Annotated in this window: 20 protein-coding genes, 1 pseudogene and 1 riboswitch; of the genes and pseudogenes, 6 read left to right on the top strand and 15 right to left on the bottom strand. The window is 45.9% G+C overall.

The window, feature by feature from the left end; genetic code table 11:
- Positions 1 to 115: 115 nt before the first annotated feature.
- Together V1498_RS03880 and V1498_RS03875 are read right to left on the bottom strand one after the other, a co-directional pair.
- Positions 116 to 691, bottom strand: a complete 576-nt coding sequence (locus V1498_RS03880; protein ID WP_409296995.1) for a cupin domain-containing protein — start codon at positions 689 to 691, stop codon at positions 116 to 118.
- On the bottom strand, positions 675 to 2357 hold the full coding sequence (locus V1498_RS03875) for a M20/M25/M40 family metallo-hydrolase (RefSeq protein ID WP_409296994.1): 1683 nt from the start codon (positions 2355 to 2357) through the stop codon (positions 675 to 677). The genes V1498_RS03880 and V1498_RS03875 overlap by 17 nt, the downstream gene beginning before the upstream one ends.
- A 436-nt stretch (positions 2358 to 2793) precedes the next feature.
- On the opposite strand from V1498_RS03875, the gene V1498_RS03870 reads away from it, so the two are divergent.
- Both V1498_RS03870 and mreBH read left to right on the top strand, forming a co-directional pair.
- Positions 2794 to 4071 carry an MDR family MFS transporter gene (locus V1498_RS03870; RefSeq protein ID WP_409296993.1) on the top strand — a complete coding sequence of 426 codons (1278 nt, stop codon included), beginning with the start codon at positions 2794 to 2796 and terminating at the stop codon, positions 4069 to 4071.
- 265 nt (positions 4072 to 4336) lie between these two features.
- Positions 4337 to 5344: a rod-share determining protein MreBH gene (gene mreBH / locus V1498_RS03865; protein ID WP_409296992.1), complete on the top strand. Its 1008-nt coding sequence runs from the start codon at positions 4337 to 4339 to the stop codon at positions 5342 to 5344.
- 553 nt (positions 5345 to 5897) lie between these two features.
- Here mreBH and V1498_RS03860 read toward each other — a convergent pair.
- From V1498_RS03860 to V1498_RS03840, 5 genes are all read right to left on the bottom strand, one after another.
- The gene (locus V1498_RS03860; protein WP_409296991.1) at positions 5898 to 6398 is read right to left on the bottom strand and encodes a hypothetical protein; all 501 of its coding nucleotides are present in this window, start codon (positions 6396 to 6398) and stop codon (positions 5898 to 5900) included.
- 194 nt (positions 6399 to 6592) lie between these two features.
- Positions 6593 to 8497 carry a ribosomal protection-like ABC-F family protein gene (abc-f, locus tag V1498_RS03855; protein WP_409299126.1) on the bottom strand — a complete coding sequence of 635 codons (1905 nt, stop codon included), beginning with the start codon at positions 8495 to 8497 and terminating at the stop codon, positions 6593 to 6595.
- A 322-nt stretch (positions 8498 to 8819) separates the two neighbouring features.
- Positions 8820 to 8945 carry an RAxF-45 family protein gene (locus V1498_RS03850; protein WP_409296990.1) on the bottom strand — a complete coding sequence of 42 codons (126 nt, stop codon included), beginning with the start codon at positions 8943 to 8945 and terminating at the stop codon, positions 8820 to 8822.
- Between the two features lie 378 nt (positions 8946 to 9323).
- A complete protein-coding gene (locus V1498_RS03845) occupies positions 9324 to 9878 on the bottom strand; it encodes an MFS transporter (protein ID WP_409296989.1) in 555 nt (184 codons plus the stop codon).
- Positions 9875 to 11338, bottom strand: a complete 1464-nt coding sequence (locus V1498_RS03840; RefSeq protein ID WP_409296988.1) for an FAD-dependent oxidoreductase — start codon at positions 11336 to 11338, stop codon at positions 9875 to 9877. The genes V1498_RS03845 and V1498_RS03840 overlap by 4 nt, the downstream gene beginning before the upstream one ends.
- 310 nt (positions 11339 to 11648) lie before the next feature.
- Here V1498_RS03840 and V1498_RS03835 point away from each other — a divergent pair, with 310 nt between their 5' ends.
- Positions 11649 to 12665 (top strand): NADP-dependent oxidoreductase, encoded by a 1017-nt coding sequence (locus V1498_RS03835; RefSeq protein ID WP_409296987.1) that lies wholly within the window; start codon positions 11649 to 11651, stop codon positions 12663 to 12665.
- 665 nt (positions 12666 to 13330) lie between these two features.
- Here the strand turns inward: V1498_RS03835 and V1498_RS03830 are convergent.
- From V1498_RS03830 to V1498_RS03805, 6 genes and pseudogenes are all read right to left on the bottom strand, one after another.
- Positions 13331 to 14581 carry a DUF445 domain-containing protein gene (locus V1498_RS03830; protein ID WP_409296986.1) on the bottom strand — a complete coding sequence of 417 codons (1251 nt, stop codon included), beginning with the start codon at positions 14579 to 14581 and terminating at the stop codon, positions 13331 to 13333.
- Positions 14582 to 14766: 185 nt separating this feature from the next.
- On the bottom strand, positions 14767 to 15825 hold the full coding sequence (locus V1498_RS03825; protein ID WP_409296985.1) for a DUF3900 domain-containing protein: 1059 nt from the start codon (positions 15823 to 15825) through the stop codon (positions 14767 to 14769).
- Positions 15826 to 16525: 700 nt separating this feature from the next.
- Positions 16526 to 16993, bottom strand: coding sequence for a 6,7-dimethyl-8-ribityllumazine synthase (gene ribE / locus V1498_RS03820; RefSeq protein WP_409296984.1), 468 nt, complete (start codon positions 16991 to 16993; stop codon positions 16526 to 16528).
- Between the two features lie 42 nt (positions 16994 to 17035).
- Positions 17036 to 17632: pseudogene (ribB, locus tag V1498_RS03815) on the bottom strand (3,4-dihydroxy-2-butanone-4-phosphate synthase); the annotation flags it as partial.
- Positions 17633 to 17645: 13 nt separating this feature from the next.
- On the bottom strand, positions 17646 to 18287 hold the full coding sequence (gene ribE, locus V1498_RS03810; protein ID WP_409296983.1) for a riboflavin synthase: 642 nt from the start codon (positions 18285 to 18287) through the stop codon (positions 17646 to 17648).
- Positions 18288 to 18420: 133 nt separating this feature from the next.
- Positions 18421 to 18555, bottom strand: a riboswitch (FMN riboswitch).
- A gap of 231 nt (positions 18556 to 18786) precedes the next feature.
- Positions 18787 to 19053 (bottom strand): excalibur calcium-binding domain-containing protein, encoded by a 267-nt coding sequence (locus tag V1498_RS03805; protein WP_409296982.1) that lies wholly within the window; start codon positions 19051 to 19053, stop codon positions 18787 to 18789.
- A 260-nt stretch (positions 19054 to 19313) separates the two neighbouring features.
- Here V1498_RS03805 and V1498_RS03800 point away from each other — a divergent pair, with 260 nt between their 5' ends.
- Both V1498_RS03800 and V1498_RS03795 read left to right on the top strand, forming a co-directional pair.
- Positions 19314 to 19556 carry a DUF2164 domain-containing protein gene (locus V1498_RS03800; RefSeq protein ID WP_409299124.1) on the top strand — a complete coding sequence of 81 codons (243 nt, stop codon included), beginning with the start codon at positions 19314 to 19316 and terminating at the stop codon, positions 19554 to 19556.
- A 288-nt stretch (positions 19557 to 19844) separates the two neighbouring features.
- Positions 19845 to 20051, top strand: coding sequence for a hypothetical protein (locus tag V1498_RS03795; RefSeq protein ID WP_409296981.1), 207 nt, complete (start codon positions 19845 to 19847; stop codon positions 20049 to 20051).
- A gap of 125 nt (positions 20052 to 20176) precedes the next feature.
- Here V1498_RS03795 and V1498_RS03790 read toward each other — a convergent pair whose 3' ends face one another.
- Positions 20177 to 21649 carry a hypothetical protein gene (locus tag V1498_RS03790; RefSeq protein WP_409296980.1) on the bottom strand — a complete coding sequence of 491 codons (1473 nt, stop codon included), beginning with the start codon at positions 21647 to 21649 and terminating at the stop codon, positions 20177 to 20179.
- Between the two features lie 261 nt (positions 21650 to 21910).
- On the opposite strand from V1498_RS03790, the gene V1498_RS03785 reads away from it, so the two are divergent.
- A complete protein-coding gene (locus V1498_RS03785; protein ID WP_409296979.1) occupies positions 21911 to 22171 on the top strand; it encodes a GlsB/YeaQ/YmgE family stress response membrane protein in 261 nt (86 codons plus the stop codon).
- Between the two features lie 72 nt (positions 22172 to 22243).
- On the opposite strand, the gene V1498_RS03780 is transcribed toward V1498_RS03785, so the two are convergent.
- A complete protein-coding gene (locus tag V1498_RS03780) occupies positions 22244 to 23206 on the bottom strand; it encodes a phosphotransferase enzyme family protein (RefSeq protein ID WP_409296978.1) in 963 nt (320 codons plus the stop codon).
- Positions 23207 to 23227 lie beyond the last annotated feature (21 nt).

Here is a 23227-nt window from a genome sequence, read left to right as displayed (position 1 = left end):
CTGATATCCCTGCGAATAGCACTGGGCAGTATCATTTTATTCTTTCTGCTTGGCACATTAACCTCCGCTTTGATATAAAAAAAGGGTATGTCTGCCCTTTCTCTCTGGATAAACTCTATTCCTGCGACATCACCCAGATTCCTGCTGCCCTGCCGCTCCCGATATTCCGGAAGCTGTGGGGAATGCTGCTGTCGAAGGTGATGCTGTCTCCTTCCGAAAGCACATACACTTCATCCCCGACGGTGACCTCCATCATTCCTTCCAGGATATAGCCGCTTTCTTCTCCTGAATGGAGCATCAGAGGCTGATCCTCTTCCTGGGCTTCATCGAGGATCATCTTAAAGAATTTATATTTCCGTCCGGTATTGGGAGCAAGCATTTCATACCAGACATGGGGACGGGACATTTCCATTTTTTTATGTTCATTTCTCCGGATGATTTTCACAGGATCAGGTTCCTGCTCTTCAAAGAAGGAAAACACATCCACCCCTAAAAAAAAGCTGAGCTTCCAGAGCGTATCAAGGGAAGGGGCCGCCATTCCCCTCTCAATCTGCGAAATCATGCTCTGGCTGACCCCTGTCAGATCAGCAAGCTTTCCTGCCGTATATCCCTTTTGCTTCCTATAATGATGAATCCTGCGTCCGATCAGCTCCTTGGGAAGCTCCGCGGGCTTTTCAAGCCTGCTCTCCATGAAGGACGCCTCCCTTCAGCACGGAAAGCACGGCATATTTCAGAAGCGCCGGGGCAGCTGTTAATGAAAACGGAAGCTCCAGCCGTTCCGTCCGTTTATGGGCATCCTTGCCATACGGCCCTATATTGATGGTGGGGATATTCAGGTCCTGAATCAGATCCAGCGGAAGATTATAGCCTTTTCCATAAAGCGGCATTTCCTTTTCAAGGGAAGGAATGACTTCCTCCGCATCAAGCAGCCTGCAGTAGCTCACATCCGATAATCCTTCAAAGAACGTCTTCAACTGTATTTCCTCGCCGAATGTATATTTGGCGTAACTCCTGATCTCCTCAGCCATTTTATAAAGCTTTTCCTCCTCAGGCCGCTCCCTGTCCAAGTGTACATGCGGATAATAGGGAGGAGCGAACATAACCAGGTAAAAAGGGGCCAGATCCTGAAAGAAGCTGCTGATTCCCCTGGCAATCTCAACCGATAGCTGCCGGTAATCCAGTTCTTCAGAAGTCTGCTTATTGACCAGCTTCTCCATAGCCCCTGTAAACTCGCCGCCATGCCTCTCACTGCCAAGGGCATAAAGCTCAGAGTACGTGTAGACCTTTGGCTTTAAATGTGCCACCGTTTCACCCGTTATCTCCAGGCCATCCTCCAGATATGCCTGAACCGTCCTTCCAAAAATTTCGTCTGCACTTTCATTTGCAAGGCCGATCAGTTTTTCCAGCACATCCTGCGGATTTTGCTGTAATGTGAGGATATTATATAAAAGATAGGCATCCGTCGGTGTCTGGACATTATAAACACCCTTCAGATCCGCGAGCTTCAGGCAGGTTGGCCTTGGATTCCGCTCCTCCCCCACCTGATCCCTGAAGCAGCTGGAGAGTTCCAGCTTATTCGTCATTGAAGCGGCCATCCATGATGCATTGACGCCTTCGAGCGGCTCCCCTACATGCGTTTCCCTGCCATTGCAGTAGATGAGCGGAAGCAGCTTCCCTACAGAACCAAGATAGATATATTTAGTCCTGTCACCCGGATAGCCGGCAAAGCTCGGTTCACTGCAGATGCAGACCTCGTACTCCAGGCCGTATTCCTCCTTAAGCCGGCTCAGGAGCCGGATTCCCTCGAACATCCCTTCCGAATTCCTTTCCTCATCCGGAGTAGCAAGGAGCAGGATATTTCCTTCAAACTCTTCATCGCCGGCAATCTCGGATAGGAGGGCCAGCTGAAGTGCAAGTCCACCCTTCATGTCCATGATGCCTCTCCCAAATAACCAATCCCCTGATTCCAGATCTTCTTTAACATCCTCAGGAAGCGGCTCTGCATGCAGAAGTGCCGTATACTCGTCCGGATTGAAGGCATACGGTTTCATGTATCCATAATCCTCTACCCCTACCACATCGTAGTGGCTGAGCAGAATCACCGTTTTCCTCGATTTCCGGTTTCCTCTATATAAAGAGGCAACAGAATGCCTATTCAGCGAGTCATTTTGAATGGCCTGCTTGTATACCAATTCTCCATGCTTTTGGAAATAGGGTATTTCTTTTGTTATTTCGACAATCAGGTCTGCCATATCATTTTCCTGGGCTGAACCGGAAATGCTCGGGGTCTCAACCAGCCTCTTGATCAGATGCAGGATACCCTCTTCCGTGTTCCAGTGTGTATGAATATTCCGCATTACTTGCGCCCCCCTCCCAAATATTAACTCCATTTATATTTATATTATTCTTACTTTTATTTTCGTGCATCCTGTTTGAATTTTCAATCATTTTTTACAACTTTTTTTTGGAAAAGGGGCGGGGCTGCATGGATCATGAGGGGCTTCCTGCAGCTAGGGTTTAACATTATGTATCTTGCTGGCCTTCCTGATGTGCCTTCCTCCGCTCCACCGCCTCATAGTGTTTGTTCCTGCTACTTGACCAGATTTCTTTCCATATATGAGTTGCGAGTGGAAAAATCAATATTTATGACTTCCTTTTTAAGGGTGTTTAAAAATATTGTCTGGGAAATATGTCTTATTGTGAAACTTTATTCTTTTCTTGTAAACACTGTTGTCAGATTCCCTCCAGAAAAGGTAAGATTAAAAGGAATTTACAGAAATGGAGATTTATTGCATGCGGCTTCGAGATTGGAACAAAAACCTAAAAATCCGCCTGGGGGCGGAAGCACTGGTCAATATTACATTTTGGATGTTCTTTCCCTTCCTTGCCATTTACTTTACCGATTCCTTTGGTAAAAACATGGCTGGAATGCTCCTTATTTTATCGCAGGTGTTTGCAGTTGCTGCCAACCTGATGGGAGGATACTGCGCTGACCGGTTCGGCCGGAAAAGGATGATGGTCATCTCTGCTGTCGGGCAGGGTGTCTTTTTTGTTTTATTCGCCTTCGCCAATTCACCATGGTACGAATCACCCCTGGTGGGCTTCATCTGCTTTACAGTTGTCAGTATATTCGGCTCTTTTTACTGGCCTGCCAGCCAGGCAATGGTCGCGGATGTGGTGGAAGAAAAACACAGGAATGATGTCTTCGCCGTCTTTTACACCTCCATTAATATTGCAGTGGTCATCGGCCCTATACTCGGGGGCATTTTTTATGCAGATTACCGCTTTGAATTGCTGCTGGCTTCAGGATTGCTCTGCATCCTTCTCGGTGCTGTGCTGTCCAAATATATTGATGAAACAGCCCCGTCCCTCCAGAACACGGCGATTGCCGGGAAAAACTCGAACTGGCTTTCTTTCTTAAAAAATCAAATCTATGAATATGGGATTATTGTAAAAGATAGAACGTTCCTATTATTTATAGTGGCAGGAGTGCTGGCAGCCCAGACTTTTATGCAGCTCGACCTGCTCATCCCTGTGTATACAAAGGAAGTAATAGAAGAACAAACCCTATTCTCCCTCAGAACCTGGTCATTCAGCCTTGAAGGAGAAAAAGCCTTCGGTCTCCTTATTTCCGAGAATGGGTTCCTGGTTGCCCTCTTCACCATCGTTATCTCCCGCTGGATGTCCACCTTCAGGGAGCGGAATGTGTTTGTGGCATCCTCCATCATATATGGAGTATCCATCTTTGCCATGGGACAGACCGGCCTTCTTTGGGGACTTATCCTCGCCATGGCTTTCTTTACCCTGGCAGAGCTTATGACCGCAGGCATTCAGAATGGATTTATATCCAAACTTGCCCCTGAACAGATGCGCGGGCAGTATTTTGCCGCCGCAAGCCTGCGTTTTACAATTGGCAGGATGGTAGCCCCGCTTTCCATCCCGATGACCGATATGATCGGTTTTGGCTGGACTTTCGGCATACTCGCACTGCTCGCCTTTTCGAGCGCTGGATTATACTTCATCATGTATAATCGATTTGATAAAATGGAGGCAGTTAAGGCAGCCGGTTGACTTAGGAAGGCTTATCTATCCAGATAAGCCTTTTTTCCTGTTTTTCTTTATGACCATATACCCAAAATATACCTCATCTTTTAATAATCCACTGCATTGTAAGCCTCTGCTTCCACTTTCCTGCAATTACCTGTTACTAAAATCCTGGACTTTCGGCAGGATTTTCGACTTGAACCAACAATTACCATCAGCTGAAACCGACAAAAAAGTTTGATTTTAGGTAGAATGCATTTATGGGGTTAAACTCTATGAAAGGGTGATTAGTATGTTCTCTAACAGTGAAATAGGAATTGATTTAGGAACCGCAAATATACTTGTTTATAGTAAAAATAAAGGCATAGTCCTTAATGAACCATCCGTGGTTGCCATAGATACAGAAACAAAAACGGTTCTTGCGGTCGGGACAGAAGCAAAAAATATGATAGGAAAGACTCCAGGAAACATCGTGGCCGTGCGCCCGTTAAAAGATGGAGTCATTGCAGATTTTGATGTAACAAGCCAGATGCTGAAGCATATCATGAAACAAGCAGGACGCAAACTCGGCTTCTCCATCAGGAAGCCAAATGTAGTGGTATGCACACCTTCAGGATCTACATCTGTCGAAAGACGTGCCATCCATGACTCAGTCAAGAGCTGCGGTGCCAAACAGGTGCATCTGATTGAAGAACCGGTAGCAGCAGCCATCGGTGCAGACCTTCCAGTCGACGAGCCAATTGCAAACGTAGTTGTCGACATTGGCGGCGGCACCACTGAAGTTGCCATCATTTCGTTCGGCGGCGTTGTATCCTGCAACTCTATCAGGATCGGCGGCGATCAGCTTGACGAGGACATCGTCCAGTATGTAAGAAAGAAATACAACCTCCTTATCGGAGAAAGAACGGCAGAAAAAATTAAGATGGAAATTGGATACGGCCTGGTTAAGCATGAGGAACTTTCCATGGAAGTGCGCGGACGCGATCTTGTGACCGGGCTGCCAAAAACTATTTCTCTGGCATCCTATGAAATTCAAGATGCCATCAAAGAATCTTTGCTGCATATTCTTGAAGCCATCCGCGCCACATTGGAAGACTGCCCGCCAGAACTAAGCGGCGACATCGTCGACCAGGGTGTCATCCTAACAGGCGGAGGCGCCCTTCTGAACGGCATTCAGGAATGGCTCAGCGATGAAATCGTAGTGCCGGTCCACATAGCGCCAAACCCGCTTGAAGCCGTTGCAATCGGGACCGGCCGCTCACTTGATGTTATCCATAAACTGCAGAAAGCAGCCAGATAAGCATTCAGCACAGCAGTGCCCGGCTCTCCAAAAAAGAAAGATCGAATGTAGAAGAAGCCCATGAGATTATAAATCTCATGGGCTTCTTCCATTTTGCTGTCATCGGAATGACAGGAAAAAGTACAGTGTCTAGCTGGTGATGATTGCTTGGCGAGTAAAGTATCCTGTTCAGACAGTAAATTTCGATTTCGGCGAGTAAAGTACCCTTTTCCGATAGTAAATTTTCATTTCGGCGAGTAAAACACTCTGTTCGGATAGTAAAGTACCTGTTTCGGATAGTAACTATTAGTTTTCCTATCTTTGATTCTTGCTGACAGTTCAGATATGCCCCATTTCAGGGAGAAAGGTTATTTTTCATCTAAAATATCCATGTTCCGCCTGATTGTTAGCGCATATCATCTTATAATCCTTTATTTTAACCATCTGGACTTCCACTTATGGCAATCCGGCATCCCGGCACCAAGTCATACATCAGGGACGCCCTGACCCCTAAACGGTGATCTGAGATACTAAAAAGACCGCCATCCATCAGGATAGCGGTCCAAAGTTATCATTATTGAAGTTCAGCACTGAAAGTCGGAGCTACCAGCTTTTGGCCTTCGAAAACTTTTTTAAGCTTTTCTTCGCCTTTTGTGAAAGTTTCGTTAGCAGCATCTAATGATGGTTTGTCTTTCTTGAGTTCTTCGGCTTTGGCCGTATAGGAATCTGTGAAGTCCTTAAGAGCGGCTTCCAGGTCAGATTTCTGGCCTTTCAAGTCAGCAGGAACTGTAACTGTCTTGATTTCTGCGGCTACAGCTTCAGCAGAAGCGGCTGCTTTCGATTTTGCTTCAGCAGGCGGTGTTGTTTCTGATCCTTCATATGCATTAAGATCGCTGTCTTTTGCATTGACTTTGGCTTTTAGGTTTAGGTAGAAATCAAGCAGTGAACCTGATACATCTGTTTTTTCTTCTTTTGCTGTCTCTTTGTTTCCAGAAGCTTTGTCTTCTTTGTCAGAGCAAGCTGTCAAACCGATGGCAAGTGCCAGCGCTGATCCTAACATTAAAATCTTTTTCATGTAAAAATCCCCCTTTTATACCTTATATGAAGCTGCTTAATGCGCTTCACTTTTTTTCAATGGGAATTCCCAATCTTTTGAAAATTGTCCCGCCTTACATATTACCATTAGCCTTCCATGTAGTAAAGAAAGTATCTGAAAAAAACAAAAGACTAAATTATATGAAAATTCAGATACAATGTCAAGAATATTTTTTATCCTTCCAGAATTTGTTCAAGCTCCTCATAAAGCCGGGAATGCTCAGCCTCCAGTCCTGCCTGCTCCTTATATAGCTCCTGCAGTCGATTCAGATCTGTTTCCCTCTCCATGGACCTGGCAAGGGCATTCAGCCGTGCTTCCAATTCCTCCATTTCCTGTTCCAGATCCGAAATATCCTTTTTAGACTTTCCCGAAGAGAATAGGGCTTTATCCCGCCAGGGCTTGCCGCCGGCAGATGCTTTTTCTTTCTTCACTGTTTCCGCAGCCCCTTCCCTGTTCTTCATTTCCATGAGCTTTCTCCTGGCCCAGTCATAGCTGCCGGGGAAAGTATGAAGACTTCCATTATTCAGCCAGCATGTTTTATGGAACAGTTTATTGAGAAGGTACCGGTCATGGGAAACACAGAGGATCGTCCCGCTAAAATCTTCAAGCGCTTCCTCGAGCACTTCCCTGGAATCGATATCGAGATGGTTGGTCGGTTCATCAAGGATCAGCAGATTGATATCCTGATGCATGAGCACAGCCAGTCTAAGGCGCATCCTCTCTCCGCCGCTGAGCTGCCCGACCTTCCGGAATACCGCAGGTCCGTAAAACAGGAACCGGGCCAGCACATGGCGGGCATCTCCTTCTGTCATCACGATATCCTCGCGAAACGCCTCAATGACGGTCTGTTCAGTATTCTGGAGGAAAAGATGCTGTGATAAATAACCCGTCTTGACACTGCTGCCTACACGGATTTCTCCTGCATCCAAAGTCAATTCACCCTGTATGGCCTTCAGGATGGTCGATTTTCCCGAACCGTTATCCCCGACTATTGCAACCCTTTCCTGGAAATAAAGCTGGAAGTCGAGGCCTTCAAATAAAGATTTATCCCCGAAACTCTTACTGGCATTCAATATGGACACCACATCCTTGCCGCTTCGCTGGCCTGATTCAAGGCTCAGCCCTATTTTCTTCCGGTCAAGGATAGGACGCTTCAGCTTTTCCATTCTCTCTAAGGCCCTTTCCATGTTCCTCGCCCGTTTATGAAGTCCTTCATTTGGAGGGTTAGCCTGATTCGCCCATTCTCTCAGGCGTTTTATGGCCTCCTTCATTTTTTTAATCTTTTTCTGCTGTTCCTGGTAAGCCTGGAATTCTTCAAGCAGCCGGGCTTCTTTCTCCTTTACGAAGCCGGAATAATTGGTGTGGTAGACAACGGCTTCCCCATCTTCAAGGTCTATGATTTTCACTGCCACTTCATCAAGGAAATAACGGTCATGGGATATAACCACCACTGTGCCGCGATATTCCTTCAAAAACTCTTCCAGCCATTCAACGGCACTAATATCCAAATGGTTGGTCGGCTCATCAAGCAGCAGGACATCCGGGGAAGTTAACAGCAGCATGCCAAGGCAGACCTTCGTCTTCTCTCCTCCGCTCAATGTTTCAAAATCCGAATCCATCAGGCGCTGTAAATTCAATCCTGCTGATATCCTGGCTACCTGCGAATCAATTTCATAGCCGCCAAGCAAGGTAAACCTCTCCTGCAGAGTCCCGTATTCAGCAAGGATTCTGTCTAAGTCCTGACCTTCCCCTGCCATCCTGTCTTCGAGCTCTTTCATCTTCTTACCTAGTGCGATCGTATCTGAAAAAGCAGACCGCAGGACTTCTTCGGCCGTCATCCCTTTTTCAAAGGAAGGAATCTGGGCAAGGTACCCAAGCTTCGCTGTTTTCTTTATGGAGATGACTCCTTCATCAGGCTGTTCACTTCCTGAGAGTAATTTCATGACTGTAGTCTTGCCGCTCCCGTTTCTTCCGACAAGGCCGATCCTTTCCCCCTCGTGAAACTCCAGAGAGAGATTTTCAAATATTTTAGTGCCTCCGAACATTTTGCTTATCTTTTGCAGGCTGCATACTATCATCATCAGATCCTCATTTCCATCATAATTTTGGTTCTTGCACATTAAACAACATTTTTTACTCCCACCAGCAAGGAACTGGACAAGAGCAGGAACAAACATAATAAGGCGGTAGAGCGGAAAAAGGCAGGACGGGTATGACAGCAAAACAAATGATGTTCACCCTCTCTTAAAAACCTTTTGCTATGTCAGCTCCACCCCTTTTCCAGAAAAAAAAGCCCACGGAAAAGAGATGACTTTTCCGTGGGCTTAAAAAACAGCAAAAAGGGGCCAAAGAGCCCCTTTCTCATGATCTATATAAGCGGAGAAGAGATATCTTTACGTTTTATCGGGCTATGCAGTTTTTAAAAAAGGGCAGACTTCCCCCTTTAAAAACAACTGCATGAAAAATCGCACGGCAAATATAAGTATAATCCAGAAATTGCGCGCGCATCCCAATATAACGTTCCATCTCTTCACCTCCTTAAATCGTCTAAATTATGAGATAATTATACCTTTATTTCCTTGGTCTTTCAACCTGTTATATTATTTTATGCAGCCGCGGTTTTTATGCCATGAAAAAGGGTGCAGACAGCTGTCTGCACCCTTTTTCATTCCTAAAATTAGGAATGGCAATGTTTTAAAAACCTGCGGCCGAATCGATATTAAGTATATCGATTAAGGACCAGCGTCCCTTTGTTACGCCAGGTATATAATCCTTGCCACGCATTGCCCGATACTCCATTTGAAGTCGCTGTTGGTCGATACATCGCTTCCCAGTCCCTTCATATTTTGTATTTTGGCGCTGCCTTCTTTATATACCCCGGCCATATTCCCGTAAACATTCCATTTACATTTTTTTAACAAATGCTGAGTTTACAGCCGGACTTTTTAACAGAATCAGCCCGCTCCCAAGAAAGAAGATGGAAGCTATATAAAAAAGGGCATTAACTGTAAAAAAATCAATAAGCAGGCCAGTAGCAAAAACAGCAGCGGCCGAAAAGAGGGATGTCCAGAAATGATAGCCTCCAATCTGCCTGCCTCTCTGCTTTCCTTCTGTCAATTCAGCTACCATCCCTTTCTCAGCCGTTTTCTGCAGACCGCCGAGGAACCCGAGGACGATCTGTATGATATAAACCTGACTGAGGCTTGTCAGCAAAGGGATGAATAAGTAGACCACTGCCATTCCAAAGGAGTATAGGATCAGCAGGCTTTTGCTGCCTGTCCTGTCAAGGACCCTTCCAATGGGGAGATGGAAAAATGCAGAGCTCAGAATAAACAGTCCATAGGCAAATCCGAATGAAGTGTAACTCGATCCTAGATTCTTGATGAACAGCAGGTAAAAAGGAAAGGTGACACTTGAGGCCATGAGGGCTATGCTTTGAGAGCTGATCAGCCATTTCATTTGCCATACTCCTCATAAAAATAGTTCATGAACCGCTCACCTGGGTCCACTTTCCGCTTTTGTTCAAAAAATTCCCGTGTCCTTGGATAGGCTATTTGCATTTGTTTTTTTGTTGGATACTTAAAATAAGGAAGATAATAGCTCCCATTATGATCCAGTGTGACATCAATCATCTTTCTGACAGTCCGCTCCGTCTCGGTCCGGTCTTCCTTTGTCAGCCCCTGGTTAATCAGGAGCACCAGGGCAAACATATTCTGTTTTGAATAAGACAGAACAGCTTCATTGTCTTTTTCGACATATCTGACAGTTATATTGAGAAGATTGAGATCCTCTTTTTCAAGCAGACTGCGAAGGTCATCTATATAAGCTGGATATTCATCTACCGGTACAAAATATTCCTGCAGGATATCTGTGCTGTTTTCATCATAGTATTCGAGAAAAGCTGACTCTGATCTCATGACATTATTACGTGATATCAGGTCACCGTTCTTTGACAGAAAGTATTTCTGCTGAAGATTCCACAAAAGATCCTTCCCCCAGCCGGACTTCCTCGACAAACCCAGCATCGGCTTTGTAACCGTCGTCCCGCTGTCATCCTTTAGAATTTCATGATCCTTCAGGCGGTCCTGATTATCGGCCAACATATAATCTGTAGCATACATATTCCTCAAGAATCCATCGGGTGCAGTCGATATCCGGGCGAGGTGCATGCGGACAGCCTTGTCTCCCCTTACTTTTTCTTTGAAGAAGCGCGGATACTCATCATAGCTCATGACGCTCGACCTCATGCTGTATAGTTCATTCCGCGTCAATTCTAATTCAGCGTCCAGGATGACTCCAAATAGACCATATCCTCCAATCACATACGGGAAATAATCGCTGTTTTCTGTCCTGGATACATGAATGATCTTCCCATCCGGCTTTAGCAGCCTGAAACTGCGGACGGTGCTGATCAAGGAGCCATTCCTTATATCCCGGCCGTGGACATTGACAGACAGGGAGCCGCCGATCGTGAAGATATTCTGCGACTGCATCACCTTGACTGCGAGACCATATGGATTGACGGCCTTCTGGATATCATCCCAGGTGGCGCCGCTCTGGACACGGACGGTTTGTTTTTCAGGATTCACCTCAAGGACTTTATTAAAGCCGGTCATATCAATAACAACAGAATCACGGTAATATGTATGCCCGCCCTGACTGTGCATTTTGCCCGCTATTGATACCTTTAGGTCATGTTCCGCCGCCTCCCGGACGGTTTCTTTAATTCCTTCTTCCGTTGTCTCAGCAGCGATACGTTTGACTTTGACAGGCATCAGCCGGCTGACATCCGTCAGTACTCCTTTTTTAGGAACATATGCTTTTTGAGCTGAATAATAAAAAGTAACTCCATAGAATATTAGAAATATAAGGACCAGCAATCCTATCCTTGCAGAATTTCTTTTTGTAAAGACATTCATCCACCCTTTCCCCCTTAAGGTAAATTTATACTATTTTCTGTCTCTGGTACATATTTTCCCGGCTGTTTCTTTGACGGGGCTTTTAAAAGTTTGTTAGCCTTGATGAAAGACTTATAAAACAAACATGCGTTTTCTACTCGCAACCTTGCAGGAAAAGGAACCTAGACAAACCATGAACACTAAGGCGGTGGAGCGGAGTAAGGCACATCAGGAATGCCAGCAAGATAAATGATGTTAACACCTAGCTGCAGGAAGCCTTATGATACATGCAGCTCCGCCCCATTTCCACAGAAAAAAAGGAGTGTGGACTATGAATGATGGCAACATGCAGATATTATTGAGGAATCGTCCTGAGGGAATGCCGGATGAGGGTACATTTGAATTTACAAATACAGAAATACCTTCTCCAACTTATGGGGAAGTGCTTGTGAGGACTCTCTATGTATCGGTTGATCCATACATGCGCGGCAGGATGCAGGATGCCGAATCCTATGTTGAACCGTTCCCTCTGAATGAAGTGATAACAGGCGGAGTCATCGGGCAGGTGGAGAGCTCTAAATCCAGCCGGTTCAATGAGGGGGATATTGTGATCGGCATGCTCGGCTGGCAGGAGTATTCCCTTGCCAAAGAGCAGGAAATCCGGAAAATCGAGAAAAACGGTGCACCGATCTCGGCTCACCTTGGAATTCTCGGCATGACAGGACTCACTGCCTATTTCGGCCTTCTGGACATCGGGAAGCCCAAATCAGGCGAGACGGTCGTTGTCTCCGGGGCGGCAGGAGCCGTCGGTTCGGTTGTCGGACAGATTGCAAAGATACAGGGCTGCCGGGTTGTCGGCATTGCTGGATCTGATGAAAAGATCGATTATTTAATCAATGAATTGGGGTTTGATGATGCCATCAATTACCGGACTGCCTCTGACATAGAAGCCGAATTGAAGGAAAAATGCCCTGATGGCGTGGATGTCTATTTTGACAATGTGGGCGGAGATATCTCAGATGCCGTCCATACACGGCTGAACCGGTTTGCACGGGTACCTGTCTGCGGTGCCATCAGTTCTTACAATCTGAAGAAGCCGGATACGGGACCGCGCGTACAGTCACTGCTGATCAAAAAGAGTGTGCTGATGCAGGGCTTTACCGTCGGCAACTACTCAGACCGCTTCAAGGAGGGAGGCAGCGCACTGGGCGGCTGGCTCGTCAAAGGCAGGCTGAAATATGAAGAAACAGTAAAAGAAGGCTTTGACCGCATTCCCGAGGCTTTCCTCGATTTATTTGAAGGAAAGAACATCGGCAAGCAGCTGGTTAAGGTCAGTGAGCCTAAATAAATGAAAAGACTCATTTCCAAAGGGATGTTTTTTATGAATTTTGTGATGAGATGACATAGTTAAGCAGGTTGTTTGGAGCGGAAGGCACGAGACTCCTGCTCCAGCTCGAGACTTTCGACCCTCGAGTCATAAGCCTATCTGGCTATGGGGAGAAGTGCATTCCCCACAGCCAGATTCGTTTTATGCTGGTCTAACGCATAAGTGCGGCTAAGCTTCTGTCGCAGCAATCGCTCGCCAATCAGCAAGTCGTCTTTCGCTAACGCATAAGTGCGGCTAGGCTTCTGTCACAGCAATCGCTCGCCAATCAGCAAGTCTTCTTTCGCTAACGCATAAGTGCGACTAGGCTTCTGTCACAGCAATCGCTCGCCAATCAGCAAGTCTTCTTTATCGGGTCTCTGCCTGCCATAGTAGTTTATTTTCTATTTTAAAGTCATAAACATTGCACATATAATACTATTTTATTTAGCAGTCACCGTTCTCCTCTTTTCTGTGCGGGAGCTGCGGGACAGGTGAGACCCCTAGGAGGCTCACCGCCCGCCCCTAAGGTCCGCGAGTGCCTGCAGCGGAAATCAACCTTCTTGTCCAATAGCCAAAATGTTTACAAGAATATCCATGGAAAAAAAGAGGCCTCCCATAAAAATGGAAGGCCTCTCTTTTTTGTGGCATCAGCCTATGAAAATCTTAAGCACTGTGATAATTATTCCGATGATAAATCCGCAGACGGCTCCGTTGACGCGGATCCACTGCAGATCCTTGCCGATATTGCTTTCCATGATTTCTATCAGGGCTTCATTATCGAGTTTATCCAGATTCTCCTGGACAAGTTTCCCGATTTTCTTGTGATTTTCCTGTATGACCCTCGCTATCTGACCCTGGACAAAGTCTTCAATCTTCTGGACTCTTTCACTATCACTCTCAAGGCTCAAAATCGTATTCTCTGCATATGGCAGGAGGAAATCATCCAGCAGGGTTCTGTCCTGAATCCTGTCAAGAAGCTTTTGTCTTGCTGCTTCAAGCTGGCTGCTGAGGAATGGGCCAAGCTCCCATTCGGCCGTCTGTTTCATTTTAAACTCCTCTAACTCAGCGAGCAGCTTTTCATTTTCGGTCAGGCCCTGCAGCTCCCTGCGGATATATAAAAGCAGCGCTTTACGGTTAAGATTATTTTCCTGCTTCAGGCTGTCGATCCCTCCGGCGAGAAGGCTCTGGATGATGTTTCCCAGCTTTTCCTCGCTCATGACACTTTGAAAGGATTTGACGGCAAAATGCAGGAAACCGTCAAATTCCATCTGATCAAGCGCCCTCAGGGCTGTCCCGCCCAGCTCCTCGCTTCGATTATCAGAATGAAGCCATTCATCTATCCTAGAGATGAGTTTGTCGAGCAGTTTCTCGTCATACTTTTTTTCAATCGTCAAACCAACTGCTTTTTGGATCAGTGCCGGAAGGTCTGCCGATGCAGCGAACTGCTTTAGCATCTTTTCGGCTGTGCCGGTTAATTTATCAATCTTGATTTCTTTTACAAGATGAGTAAGAGTGGATTCAATCCCTTTTTTGGCAGGTTCCGAGTAAAGTCCTCCCCGCACAAAGGCAAGTACCCTCCTGGTTATCTCGATCTGTTTGATCTTTTCCTGGATGCTTTCCTTGGTCAGCCAGTTATTTTCAAGCGCTGATACAAGCGCCCCTGTCATCCGGTCACGGTTCTTAGGGAGCAGGGCCGTATGAGGAATCGGAAGGCCAAGCGGATGCCTGAACAGTGCAGTGACAGCAAACCAGTCAGCAAGCCCTCCGACAATCCCTGCCTCAAACCCGCCCTGCAAAAGCCTGCCAACCAGAGAATCCTGAAAAGGCAGAGTCGCCAAAAAACCAATACCCATTATAATCAGCGATAAACGCGCCAAATGCTTTGAGCTTCTATTCATACCATCCTACTTCCTTCTGTATAAATTATCCCCCCCGGCCAAAACGGCCGCACCTGAATCCTTCCACTTAAGCATAACACCTTTTCCAGCATGGGGACAGTCCCCCATTTCCCAAACCGGCAAACGCATAGCAGCAAGGGTTCAGCCTTCCTTTTCAAGGGGCCAGCCCCTATTTCCCGGCCACGTCATCCCCGGCTGATTTTCTCCAGAATGTGATGAATGTCATCCGGCTTTGCCAGTTCAACCGGCGAGAAGCCTTTCTCGAAGTTGACGGAGTCCCCTTCTATGACCAGCACATACTTATTATTGACCTTTGCCAGATGTACGCTCTCTCCAAAGTCCGAGAGGAGCCCCTGAACAGATATATGATCGAGCTTCATCTTCAAAGGAAGATCAGGTGTGTGGCCGACCATGCCTGCTGCGGCCTCGACAATCTGATCGGTGCTGAATCTCTCCTGCAGCTCACGCTTTTCACTTCCCGCCCACAGCTCCATCGCTTCCTCCATCTGCTGCCGCTCTTCGCTCTCAGGGGTATAGGTTTCCTCAATATGTTCCTGGACAATATGGAGCACCTGGGACTTAACGATCTCCGGCAATGATTCGCCGTACTCTACATATTTCAAAAAGTCCTCAAAATAACGGGCATGTGAAGCCTGATTAATTTTCAGTTCACTATCCTCAACGATTCCTTCTTCAGGCATATATGGATATTGGATAGACTTCATATTCTTCGTAGTGATTGCCATCTCCACATGACGGATCAGTGTCCGTTCATCTGAAATGGAAGCCACCTTAGGTTCAAAATCGCACTTCATAATGAAGACAAAAGGCTCATCAAAATATTTGCGGAGCTTTGCCCTGGCAACCAGGAAGACGCCTCCCCGCACGGCACTTGTGTCCACATAGGATACAGCGAACTTTTCACTCTCCGCCTGGAACGCCTCCTTGTCTCCAGCAAATCGGACCCGGGAAAATAAGTTATAGTTTGGATTTGATGTCAAATCGTGGCCTTCTTCTACCACAAAATAGCCTATCTTGGTCGGCACCTCCTCAGATTTCGGATGGCGTTCTGCCTTGCGCTTGACGATTTTGGCAAATTCCCCGTCCAGGAAATCCTTTAGCGGACTGTCCTCGTATTCCTCTTCATCCAGTGTCTGAAAATGCTTATACCGCTTATCAGCGCTTTCTCCTTTTCCCTCCACCTGCACCACATAGAAGGATAGGAATTGTATTTGAAAATCCATTGGATCACCCATTCTAAAATCAAATTAAAGCTTCATCGCTTTTTAAGTATAGGGACGGAAGGAGGGACAGTCAATTGATTGGCAGCAGCCAGCTCATATGTGCAGCTTTCCTCCTGTTCAGTGAAAAATAGTTGTTTTCAAAGAATTTTTTCAACATGCCAGCGCAAGGCGTGAGAACTCTGGAGGCTGTCGAGCCCTCGAGTCTGTGACGAATTTTCAAAACAGGCAGCAGGATGGCATAAGCGAAAAAAAGGGTGTCATTTCACCTGATCCCTCTGCTTCCCTGCTCATGTTCTGATGATTTTCACTTCATAATCATATTATTTTATCAAAAGTATAAAATCTGAGTGTGAATAGAAGCATGCACACCACGTTATATGACCGTTACTCGCCAAAGTGGGACTTTTACTCGCCGTAATTCCCATTTACTCGCCGATTTGCCAATTTACTCGCCGAAATCGACATTTACTCGCCAAAACAGGGACTTTACTCGCCGATGGCGTTCTGTGAAACTGGCAGCTAGTCTCCCTTCTAACCGGCAGCAAATTGTAAGCAGCAGCGGCCGCCCGTTTAAATCGTAAGACGAGAAAAGCCCGGGAAAAAACGCTATGTTTCTCCTCGGGCTTTTTTTGTAACTTATAAGACAAATCCAATGATCCGGGAAATAATCGGGAAATGGGGACTGTCCCCCTCTCCCGCTTTACCCGATAGAGGCATTCAGGTTGGCCATTTCGATGGCAGTTACGGCCGCTTCGTAGCCTTTGTTCCCCGCTTTTGTGCCTGCTCTTTCGATGGCTTGTTCAATGTTTTCTGTCGTCAAGACGCCAAAGATGATCGGGACACCTGTTTCGAGGGAAACGGATGAGACGCCTTTAGCCACCTCATTGCAGACGTAATCATAGTGGGTGGTTGCTCCGCGGATGACGGTCCCAAGTGTGATGACCGCATCGTATCCGCCTTTGACGGCAAGGCGCTTTGCCACCTGGGGGATTTCGAATGCGCCGGGAACCCAGGCTACATCCACATTGTCCTCATCCACGCCATGCCTTCTGAGGCCGTCCAGTGCACCGGTTAACAGCTTTCCTGTGATAAATTCGTTGAACCTGCCGACAACGACTGCCACTCTTAAGCCTGTGCCGATTACATTTCCTTCAAACGTTCTTCCCATTTTCCATTCCTCCAATTGTATATATACTATTTAAATGACTAATTTCCGGCGGTATTCAACCAGCTCCGCAATGGTTATAATCTTAAGCTGATGTTCCCTGGCAAGCTTCAGAAGCTCCGGGACTCTTGCCATCGTGCCGTCTTCATTCATGATCTCACAGATCACCCCGGCCGGTTTTCCTCCGCTTAAAGACGCAAGATCCACAGAAGCCTCGGTATGCCCCGGCCTTTCAAGGACTCCGCCGTCCTTTGCGATAAGCGGGAAGACATGGCCTGGACGCTTGAAATCAGACCCCTTTGCATCCTCCTCAAGCATTTTCAAGATCGTAAGCGATCTTTCAAAGGCACTGATTCCTGTTGTGGTATCGGCATGGTCCACAGAAACCGTGAATGCTGTCCCATGATGGTCGGTATTGTTCGCAACCATCGCCGGAAGCTCAAGCTTATGGGCGAGAGTTTTAGTGATGGACGTGCAGATCAATCCCCTGCCATACTTTGCCATAAAATTTATGGCTTCCGGCGTTGCATCCTCTGCACGGATGACAAAGTCTCCTTCGTTTTCCCGGTCTTCGTCATCAATTACAATTACCATTTTTCCTTCTTTTAAATCTTCTAGCGCCTCTTCTATTCTGCTGAACAAACTAACACCGCCCCTAGTTAAATCCATTTTCCTGCAAAAAATCCATGCTTATGGCAGAAGTCTTTTTCACTGACTCTGTTTTACGGAGAATATATTTTGCAAATAAATCAGTTTCTATATTGACCGCGTCTCCCTTTTCCTTCGAGCCAAGAATCGTTTTCACGTGCGTGAGCGGAATGAGGGATACCGTAATGGTGTCGCCTCTAACCTCAAAGACTGTCAGACTTGTCCCATCAATCGCAATCGAGCCTTTTGGGATGCAGTATTGCCCTTCACCCGGCTGAAGCTGGATGCTGTAATATACGGCATTTTCTCTATTCACTTTATTAGCGATGGTTCCTACACCATCTACATGGCCGCTTACGAAATGGCCGCCAAATCTTCCCCCGGCCATAATGGCCCTCTCCAGGTTCACCTTCGAGCCCGGCTTGAGCAGGTGCAGCGTGGTTGATTTGACTGTTTCGGGCATAACATCAGCTGTAAACCCTGACTGGGTATAATGGGTGACTGTCAGACAGACTCCATTAACCGAAATACTGTCGCCAAGCTGGACGTCCTGCAGCACCTTTTGTGCCAGGATCTCAAGAGCACTGCTGTTTGCCTGTTTATGTACTGCTTTGACAGTGCCTATTTCTTCAATGATGCCAGTAAACAAGGATTTCCCCCCCCATTACAAAATAAAAACCCCTGAAATAGGGGTTTAGGGAGAATATGGATGTTTAGTGTATGACAGAATAAGCCTGCTTATTTGCCTGCCAAATAATAGACTGATTGTGTGACCAGATCCATATGTCCTTCTCCCATCCAGACTATACTGTCGGCTCTGGAATCACACCAGATCCTGCTCCATAGAGCTCGCGGGCTTGTAAGCAAAAAGCTTCATCACCGCCGGCTGGGATTTTCACCCGACCCCGAAGGACACTCATATTCATGCTGTCATGTAACATAAGGAATGTCATCCTTATTAGTGTGGTTTTACTGATGTGATATTATCATTTAAAAGTAAAAAGAGCAAGGAACTAGCTCCCCGGCTCTCCATCCAAACAGTATCTATATTGGCATTTATTCTGCAGCGATACATAGCCATCTCCTTACATTATAAGAAAGACCATGCACCGCTGTCTGCTCCCCCTGGTTACATACTAAACAAAACCTTACTTTTCACACGCTATCCCGTCTTTGTCACGGTCACTCTTCTTATTCGCTTTATACAGGGCTTGATGTGCAAATGGCTTGTTTTTAGTCTTGCCGCCTTTATTTTTGGTTTTCGCTGAAATGGCGACGCCGCCCTTATACACCTTATTGAGTTCACTGCAGTTTTTATAGGTTTTCACAACTGTCTTGGCATCGGCAGTCCCCATATTTGAAGACAGGCCCAGAAGCAGACCGGCTGACACGATTACTGAAATAGTTTTGTTCATTCCGTTATCTCCATTCACTATTTTTTGATTTATCAGCAGGAGTGAGCAATCCAGCTCAGCCCTGCACTCATTATTTCGGCAGCTGGATGCCTGATGTTAAGTGACCTCCTGAATTTTTAAGATCCATATTTTTGTCATGTACATAAATATTTCTGAAATTCCAGCCTGTTATTTTCCCTGGAGCCATTGTATAGTTTCCCTGTCAGACCAAATAACGGCATGAAAACGAATTAGAACAGTATTGAAAGGAAGTGTTTGAGCTGTTTATAAAGCTTACGAAAGAACAGAATCAAATGATGATATCAGAGATCCAGACATTTTTCTCTATGGAAAGAGAGGAAGAGATTACAGACTTTGCGGCTGAAAGGGTATTGGATTTCATCAAGGAGTCGCTTGCTCCCCATTTTTATAATGCAGGGATCCAGGATGCAAAAACACTGCTCGAGCAGCAATTCGCCTCCCTGGAGGATGAACTGCTGACATTGGAACGCCCCATAAAATAAACATGAGTTTTCTACCCGCAACCCATGCTTGGAAAGGAACCTAGACAAGAGCAGAAACAAACACAATAAGGCGGTGGAGCGGAATGCACAGGCCGGAATGCCAGCAAGATAAATGTTGGTCACACCGGGCTGCTGGAAGCCATATGATACATACAGCCCCGCCCCTTTTCCACATAAAAATAAGAAACATAAAAAAGAGTGATCCGAAAAATCACTCTTTTTGCTTTAAAACATATTAGGCGGCGGTGCATTCCCCACTCCATCTCGAAGCGCCTCAGGAGGTGTATCATGAATATACGGGGGAGCAGGCTTAAGTACTGGCTTGCTTTCATAAGGAACCGGATTCTCACAGAACTGGAACACTCCTTCGCCGCCATGCTCGATCCATGTACACAGCGGCCGGATGCACTTTCATTGCCAGGCCGGGACGCTCCGGTTTTGCACGGTACTGAAGTTCCTTTATGTGATAAAACATGCTGCCACCCCCGGATGTGATCTGCCTCCTCTGCAGCCTTCCTCATTTTATTCGCCTGCCCGCGTGCTTATGAGGTCTTGGGGTTATTTTGCTGTTCCTATCTGAATAGGGACTGGCTTATGGCTAGTCCCGGTACATGGCAAGGTCACTTACTGCGTTCCGAGGCTGCAATGTTCGTCCGTTCCACCCACCTCTTCATCTTATCTTTATCCTTCCTCCATGTGAGGAAGGTTGTTACAGTGAGGTAGACTGATACCACCATACCGCTTATAGTCACGAAGAGGGCGATGTATTCAAACAACGAGTAATCCCTGAATTTCTCCCATTGGATCCTGCCCTTCAGGTCCTCGATTACCTGGTTCATCCCATAAATCCCGCTGATGACAGTAAACAGTGTCAAATATAGAAGCAGCAGGCTGTTCTTCTTGTCTGCAAAAGCTTCCTGGTACTTATAAAGGCTGTTCAGAGTCTGCTTTCCATCATCATGCATTTCATCGATCTTGAATACCTCCCTGAGATGCAGGAAGATATCCCTCCCCTGTGATTCTGTGGCAAGCTCAATAAAATAATAATTGGCCGTAAAGGAGTTGATTACATAAATGAGCTCCTCGACTTTTTCCCGGTCCCTTTCAATCTTGAGCGCCGAATAGCTGTTTGCAATTTTCAGCAGCACAATCTTATGAAACAGATTTAGGAGCATCCCATAATAATACTCTCCCAGCATTTGGCTTATCCAGGGACGAAGTTCTTCGCCAGTATGGATGGTGATGCATGAAAAATGATCTTCCTTAACCATATAATATGTATCCGGTGCCCATCGGTCATAGCCATTCACGTCTATATACCGGTCGATATATACCTTATTGGATGAGCTGATCGTGGGCTTCCCCTCTGGCGACAGTCCGTCCAGATTGGCCGCCCTGAAGGCCTCCTCCTTCTCTATCTTCCCGGCATCGGCGAAAGAAAAGATTGACTGCACATACATCTTATCATCTTCAAAGAAAGGGAAGGTTTCGAAATACGAATCTTCCATATTGCTTTTGTCAAAGTAGTCGCTCACTTTAGAGTTTAAATTTTTGAACAGAAAATCCTTGACCTTTGAGTAGGAATGTCCCTCACAATCAATTTTAATTTTTGACTGATTGGATTTCTTTGGGCTCAGGCTGCGAAACTGTCTGATAAATTCGGTCACATAGGAAAAGTCTGTGTTTTCCTTCACCTCAACCCGGACAGTGATAAAGCCGACATTGAAGGGGCAGATGGTGACATCCTCTGATAAAACGGTAAAAGGCATAGAGAAGTTCTTAGAGCTGTATTCACAATCAGCATTCATCCGCTTTGAAAATCGGTGGAAACCCTCCTGACCCAAGGAAAAAGGAAACAAAATTTTATTCGTAAATGGAAGATAGTAACCCTCCATGTTTTCATGGGAGACTTTAAAATCACCGTAATACTTATTCTCAAGTCCCAGGTCATCCAGCTTGAATTCGTCATATCCCTGCTTTTTTAGTGTATCGACAAGCGAAACGGCACCATTGGACTTCAAAGAAAATGGAAGCACAAAAACAGCGACTGCCCTGTTCAGTTTTTGTTCCTTAAGCTTGATTTTCTGTTCCATATGGATACTCCTTTTAATGGGGGACGTGAAGCAAGTGATGCTTACTTTTTATGTATTGTTTACTACTACCACTTTTTTAGTCCAGTTAATCATTTAGCGATTTTGCCAAGTATACATGAATTTTTTTTTACAGGACATTATATGAAGAGAAAATTAAGTGCAAAAAATAATGTTTAGAAAACGTCTATCCTGGGCAAAAAAAGAACAAGCTTATAAGCTAAGCAAAAAACAAAAAACTTTTCACAAAGGAGAAATGCTATTATGGGATTCATTTGGTCATTAATTATAGGTGGTATCATCGGATGGCTGGCAGGACTAATCTTAGGACGTGACGTACCTGGAGGCGTCATCGGCAACATCATCGCTGGTTTCATCGGCGCATGGCTTGGCGGATTGATTTTTGGAAGCTGGGGCCCTGAAGTTGGCGGATTCGCTATTCTTCCTGCATTGCTTGGAGCCATTATCTTGATTCTGATTGTAAGCTTCATCATGAAGGCAGTCCGTGGAAGAAGTCACCGATAAGAGTAAACAGACATTATAATATGTTACCGACTGACAAAAAAGACTGGACCCGATGGTTCAGTCTTTTTTGTGTTAAAACAGATCACATGGAAAGGCTGGCTTATCATTACTTAAGCTGAATTCCAGTTCCTTCAATTTGGTTCTCTGCCAATCCTCCATCTCACAGAGTTTCCAATGCTTCTTAAACAGGCTGTAAAGAAAGAACTCCCTGCCCTTCAGGAACAGCTGAATCTGTTCCTGGAAGTCAGGAGGCAGATTTTTTTCCTCCGTATATCCTTCAAGAAAATGTTCGAAAAAGAAAGCGGGAAATCCTTGTGAATCCCTTCCGTAGGAATCATTCTGCCAATGGGCATGATAAAAGCTTGCTGCTATATCATTGGCATACCAATAAAATGCGCAGTCATCAAAGTCAAATAAATGGATATTCCCTCTGCTCACATGAAAATTCCCCTGATGAAAATCATTATGAATCAAGCCGAAATTTTCCTTATGGGTTGAAATGTTCCTGAGACGCTCCATGTATTCCTGATATTTCCCCTTAAGTTCCGGGGCTGTCACCCCCAAGGCGGCTTCCACTTTATGGTTTACTTCCACCCCCTGAGGTCTAAAAAAAGATTCAGGAGCCAGATTTTCAGCAACCCGATGCATTTTCCCCATCGTGGAGCCCCATTTTTTAAAAAGGTGCCCATTCCAGGACCAGGCATCACCTGCATTGACCGGCTGGCCGGGTACTCCTTGGAAAGCAGCCGCTATATAGTTATTTCCATTATAAGAAAAGACTTCAAAGGGCCTTTCTTTCCTTGAATGAACAGGCAGGGAGACTGGGACTCCTTTTTCATGAAGAGTCCTGATGTATTCCATCTCGCTATCGAGCCTCCTCTGTGTGTCCTCACTTCCCTCTTTAATACGAAAATAAATACTTTGGGAATTTGTCCCGGACTTATAGGTCTGGTTTTGAAATCCACCTGCTATTTTCCTGGGGAGAGCAGGCAGTGTCCACTCCTCCACAATACGGGCGAGTATGCTGTCTTTCATTTTATTACTCCTTTTTCAAGC

Origin of the sequence: Paraperibacillus marinus (assembly GCF_046237605.1) — a bacterium.
Lineage (GTDB): Bacteria > Bacillota > Bacilli > Bacillales > DSM-1321 > Paraperibacillus > Paraperibacillus marinus.
The sequence above is the reverse complement of the archived record's forward strand: the minus strand, read 5'-3'. Positions and strand labels throughout refer to the sequence as shown.

Excerpts from the sequence above, each read along its gene's own strand:
- V1498_RS03880 (WP_409296995.1), bottom strand. The coding sequence starts at position 691 with ATGGAGAGCAGGCTTGAAAAGCCCGCGGAGCTTCCCAAGGAGCTGATC.
- V1498_RS03875 (WP_409296994.1), bottom strand. The coding sequence starts at position 2,357 with ATGCGGAATATTCATACACACTGGAACACGGAAGAGGGTATCCTGCAT.
- V1498_RS03870 (WP_409296993.1), top strand. The coding sequence starts at position 2,794 with ATGCGGCTTCGAGATTGGAACAAAAACCTAAAAATCCGCCTGGGGGCG.
- mreBH (WP_409296992.1), top strand. The coding sequence starts at position 4,337 with ATGTTCTCTAACAGTGAAATAGGAATTGATTTAGGAACCGCAAATATA.
- V1498_RS03860 (WP_409296991.1), bottom strand. The coding sequence starts at position 6,398 with ATGAAAAAGATTTTAATGTTAGGATCAGCGCTGGCACTTGCCATCGGT.
- abc-f (WP_409299126.1), bottom strand. The coding sequence starts at position 8,497 with ATGATAGTATGCAGCCTGCAAAAGATAAGCAAAATGTTCGGAGGCACT.
- V1498_RS03850 (WP_409296990.1), bottom strand. The coding sequence starts at position 8,945 with ATGGAACGTTATATTGGGATGCGCGCGCAATTTCTGGATTATACTTAT.
- V1498_RS03845 (WP_409296989.1), bottom strand. The coding sequence starts at position 9,878 with ATGAAATGGCTGATCAGCTCTCAAAGCATAGCCCTCATGGCCTCAAGT.
- V1498_RS03840 (WP_409296988.1), bottom strand. The coding sequence starts at position 11,338 with ATGAATGTCTTTACAAAAAGAAATTCTGCAAGGATAGGATTGCTGGTC.
- V1498_RS03835 (WP_409296987.1), top strand. The coding sequence starts at position 11,649 with ATGAATGATGGCAACATGCAGATATTATTGAGGAATCGTCCTGAGGGA.
- V1498_RS03830 (WP_409296986.1), bottom strand. The coding sequence starts at position 14,581 with ATGAATAGAAGCTCAAAGCATTTGGCGCGTTTATCGCTGATTATAATG.
- V1498_RS03825 (WP_409296985.1), bottom strand. The coding sequence starts at position 15,825 with ATGGATTTTCAAATACAATTCCTATCCTTCTATGTGGTGCAGGTGGAG.
- ribE (WP_409296984.1), bottom strand. The coding sequence starts at position 16,993 with ATGGGAAGAACGTTTGAAGGAAATGTAATCGGCACAGGCTTAAGAGTG.
- V1498_RS03805 (WP_409296982.1), bottom strand. The coding sequence starts at position 19,053 with ATGAACAAAACTATTTCAGTAATCGTGTCAGCCGGTCTGCTTCTGGGC.
- V1498_RS03795 (WP_409296981.1), top strand. The coding sequence starts at position 19,845 with ATGAATATACGGGGGAGCAGGCTTAAGTACTGGCTTGCTTTCATAAGG.
- V1498_RS03790 (WP_409296980.1), bottom strand. The coding sequence starts at position 21,649 with ATGGAACAGAAAATCAAGCTTAAGGAACAAAAACTGAACAGGGCAGTC.
- V1498_RS03785 (WP_409296979.1), top strand. The coding sequence starts at position 21,911 with ATGGGATTCATTTGGTCATTAATTATAGGTGGTATCATCGGATGGCTG.
- V1498_RS03780 (WP_409296978.1), bottom strand. The coding sequence starts at position 23,206 with ATGAAAGACAGCATACTCGCCCGTATTGTGGAGGAGTGGACACTGCCT.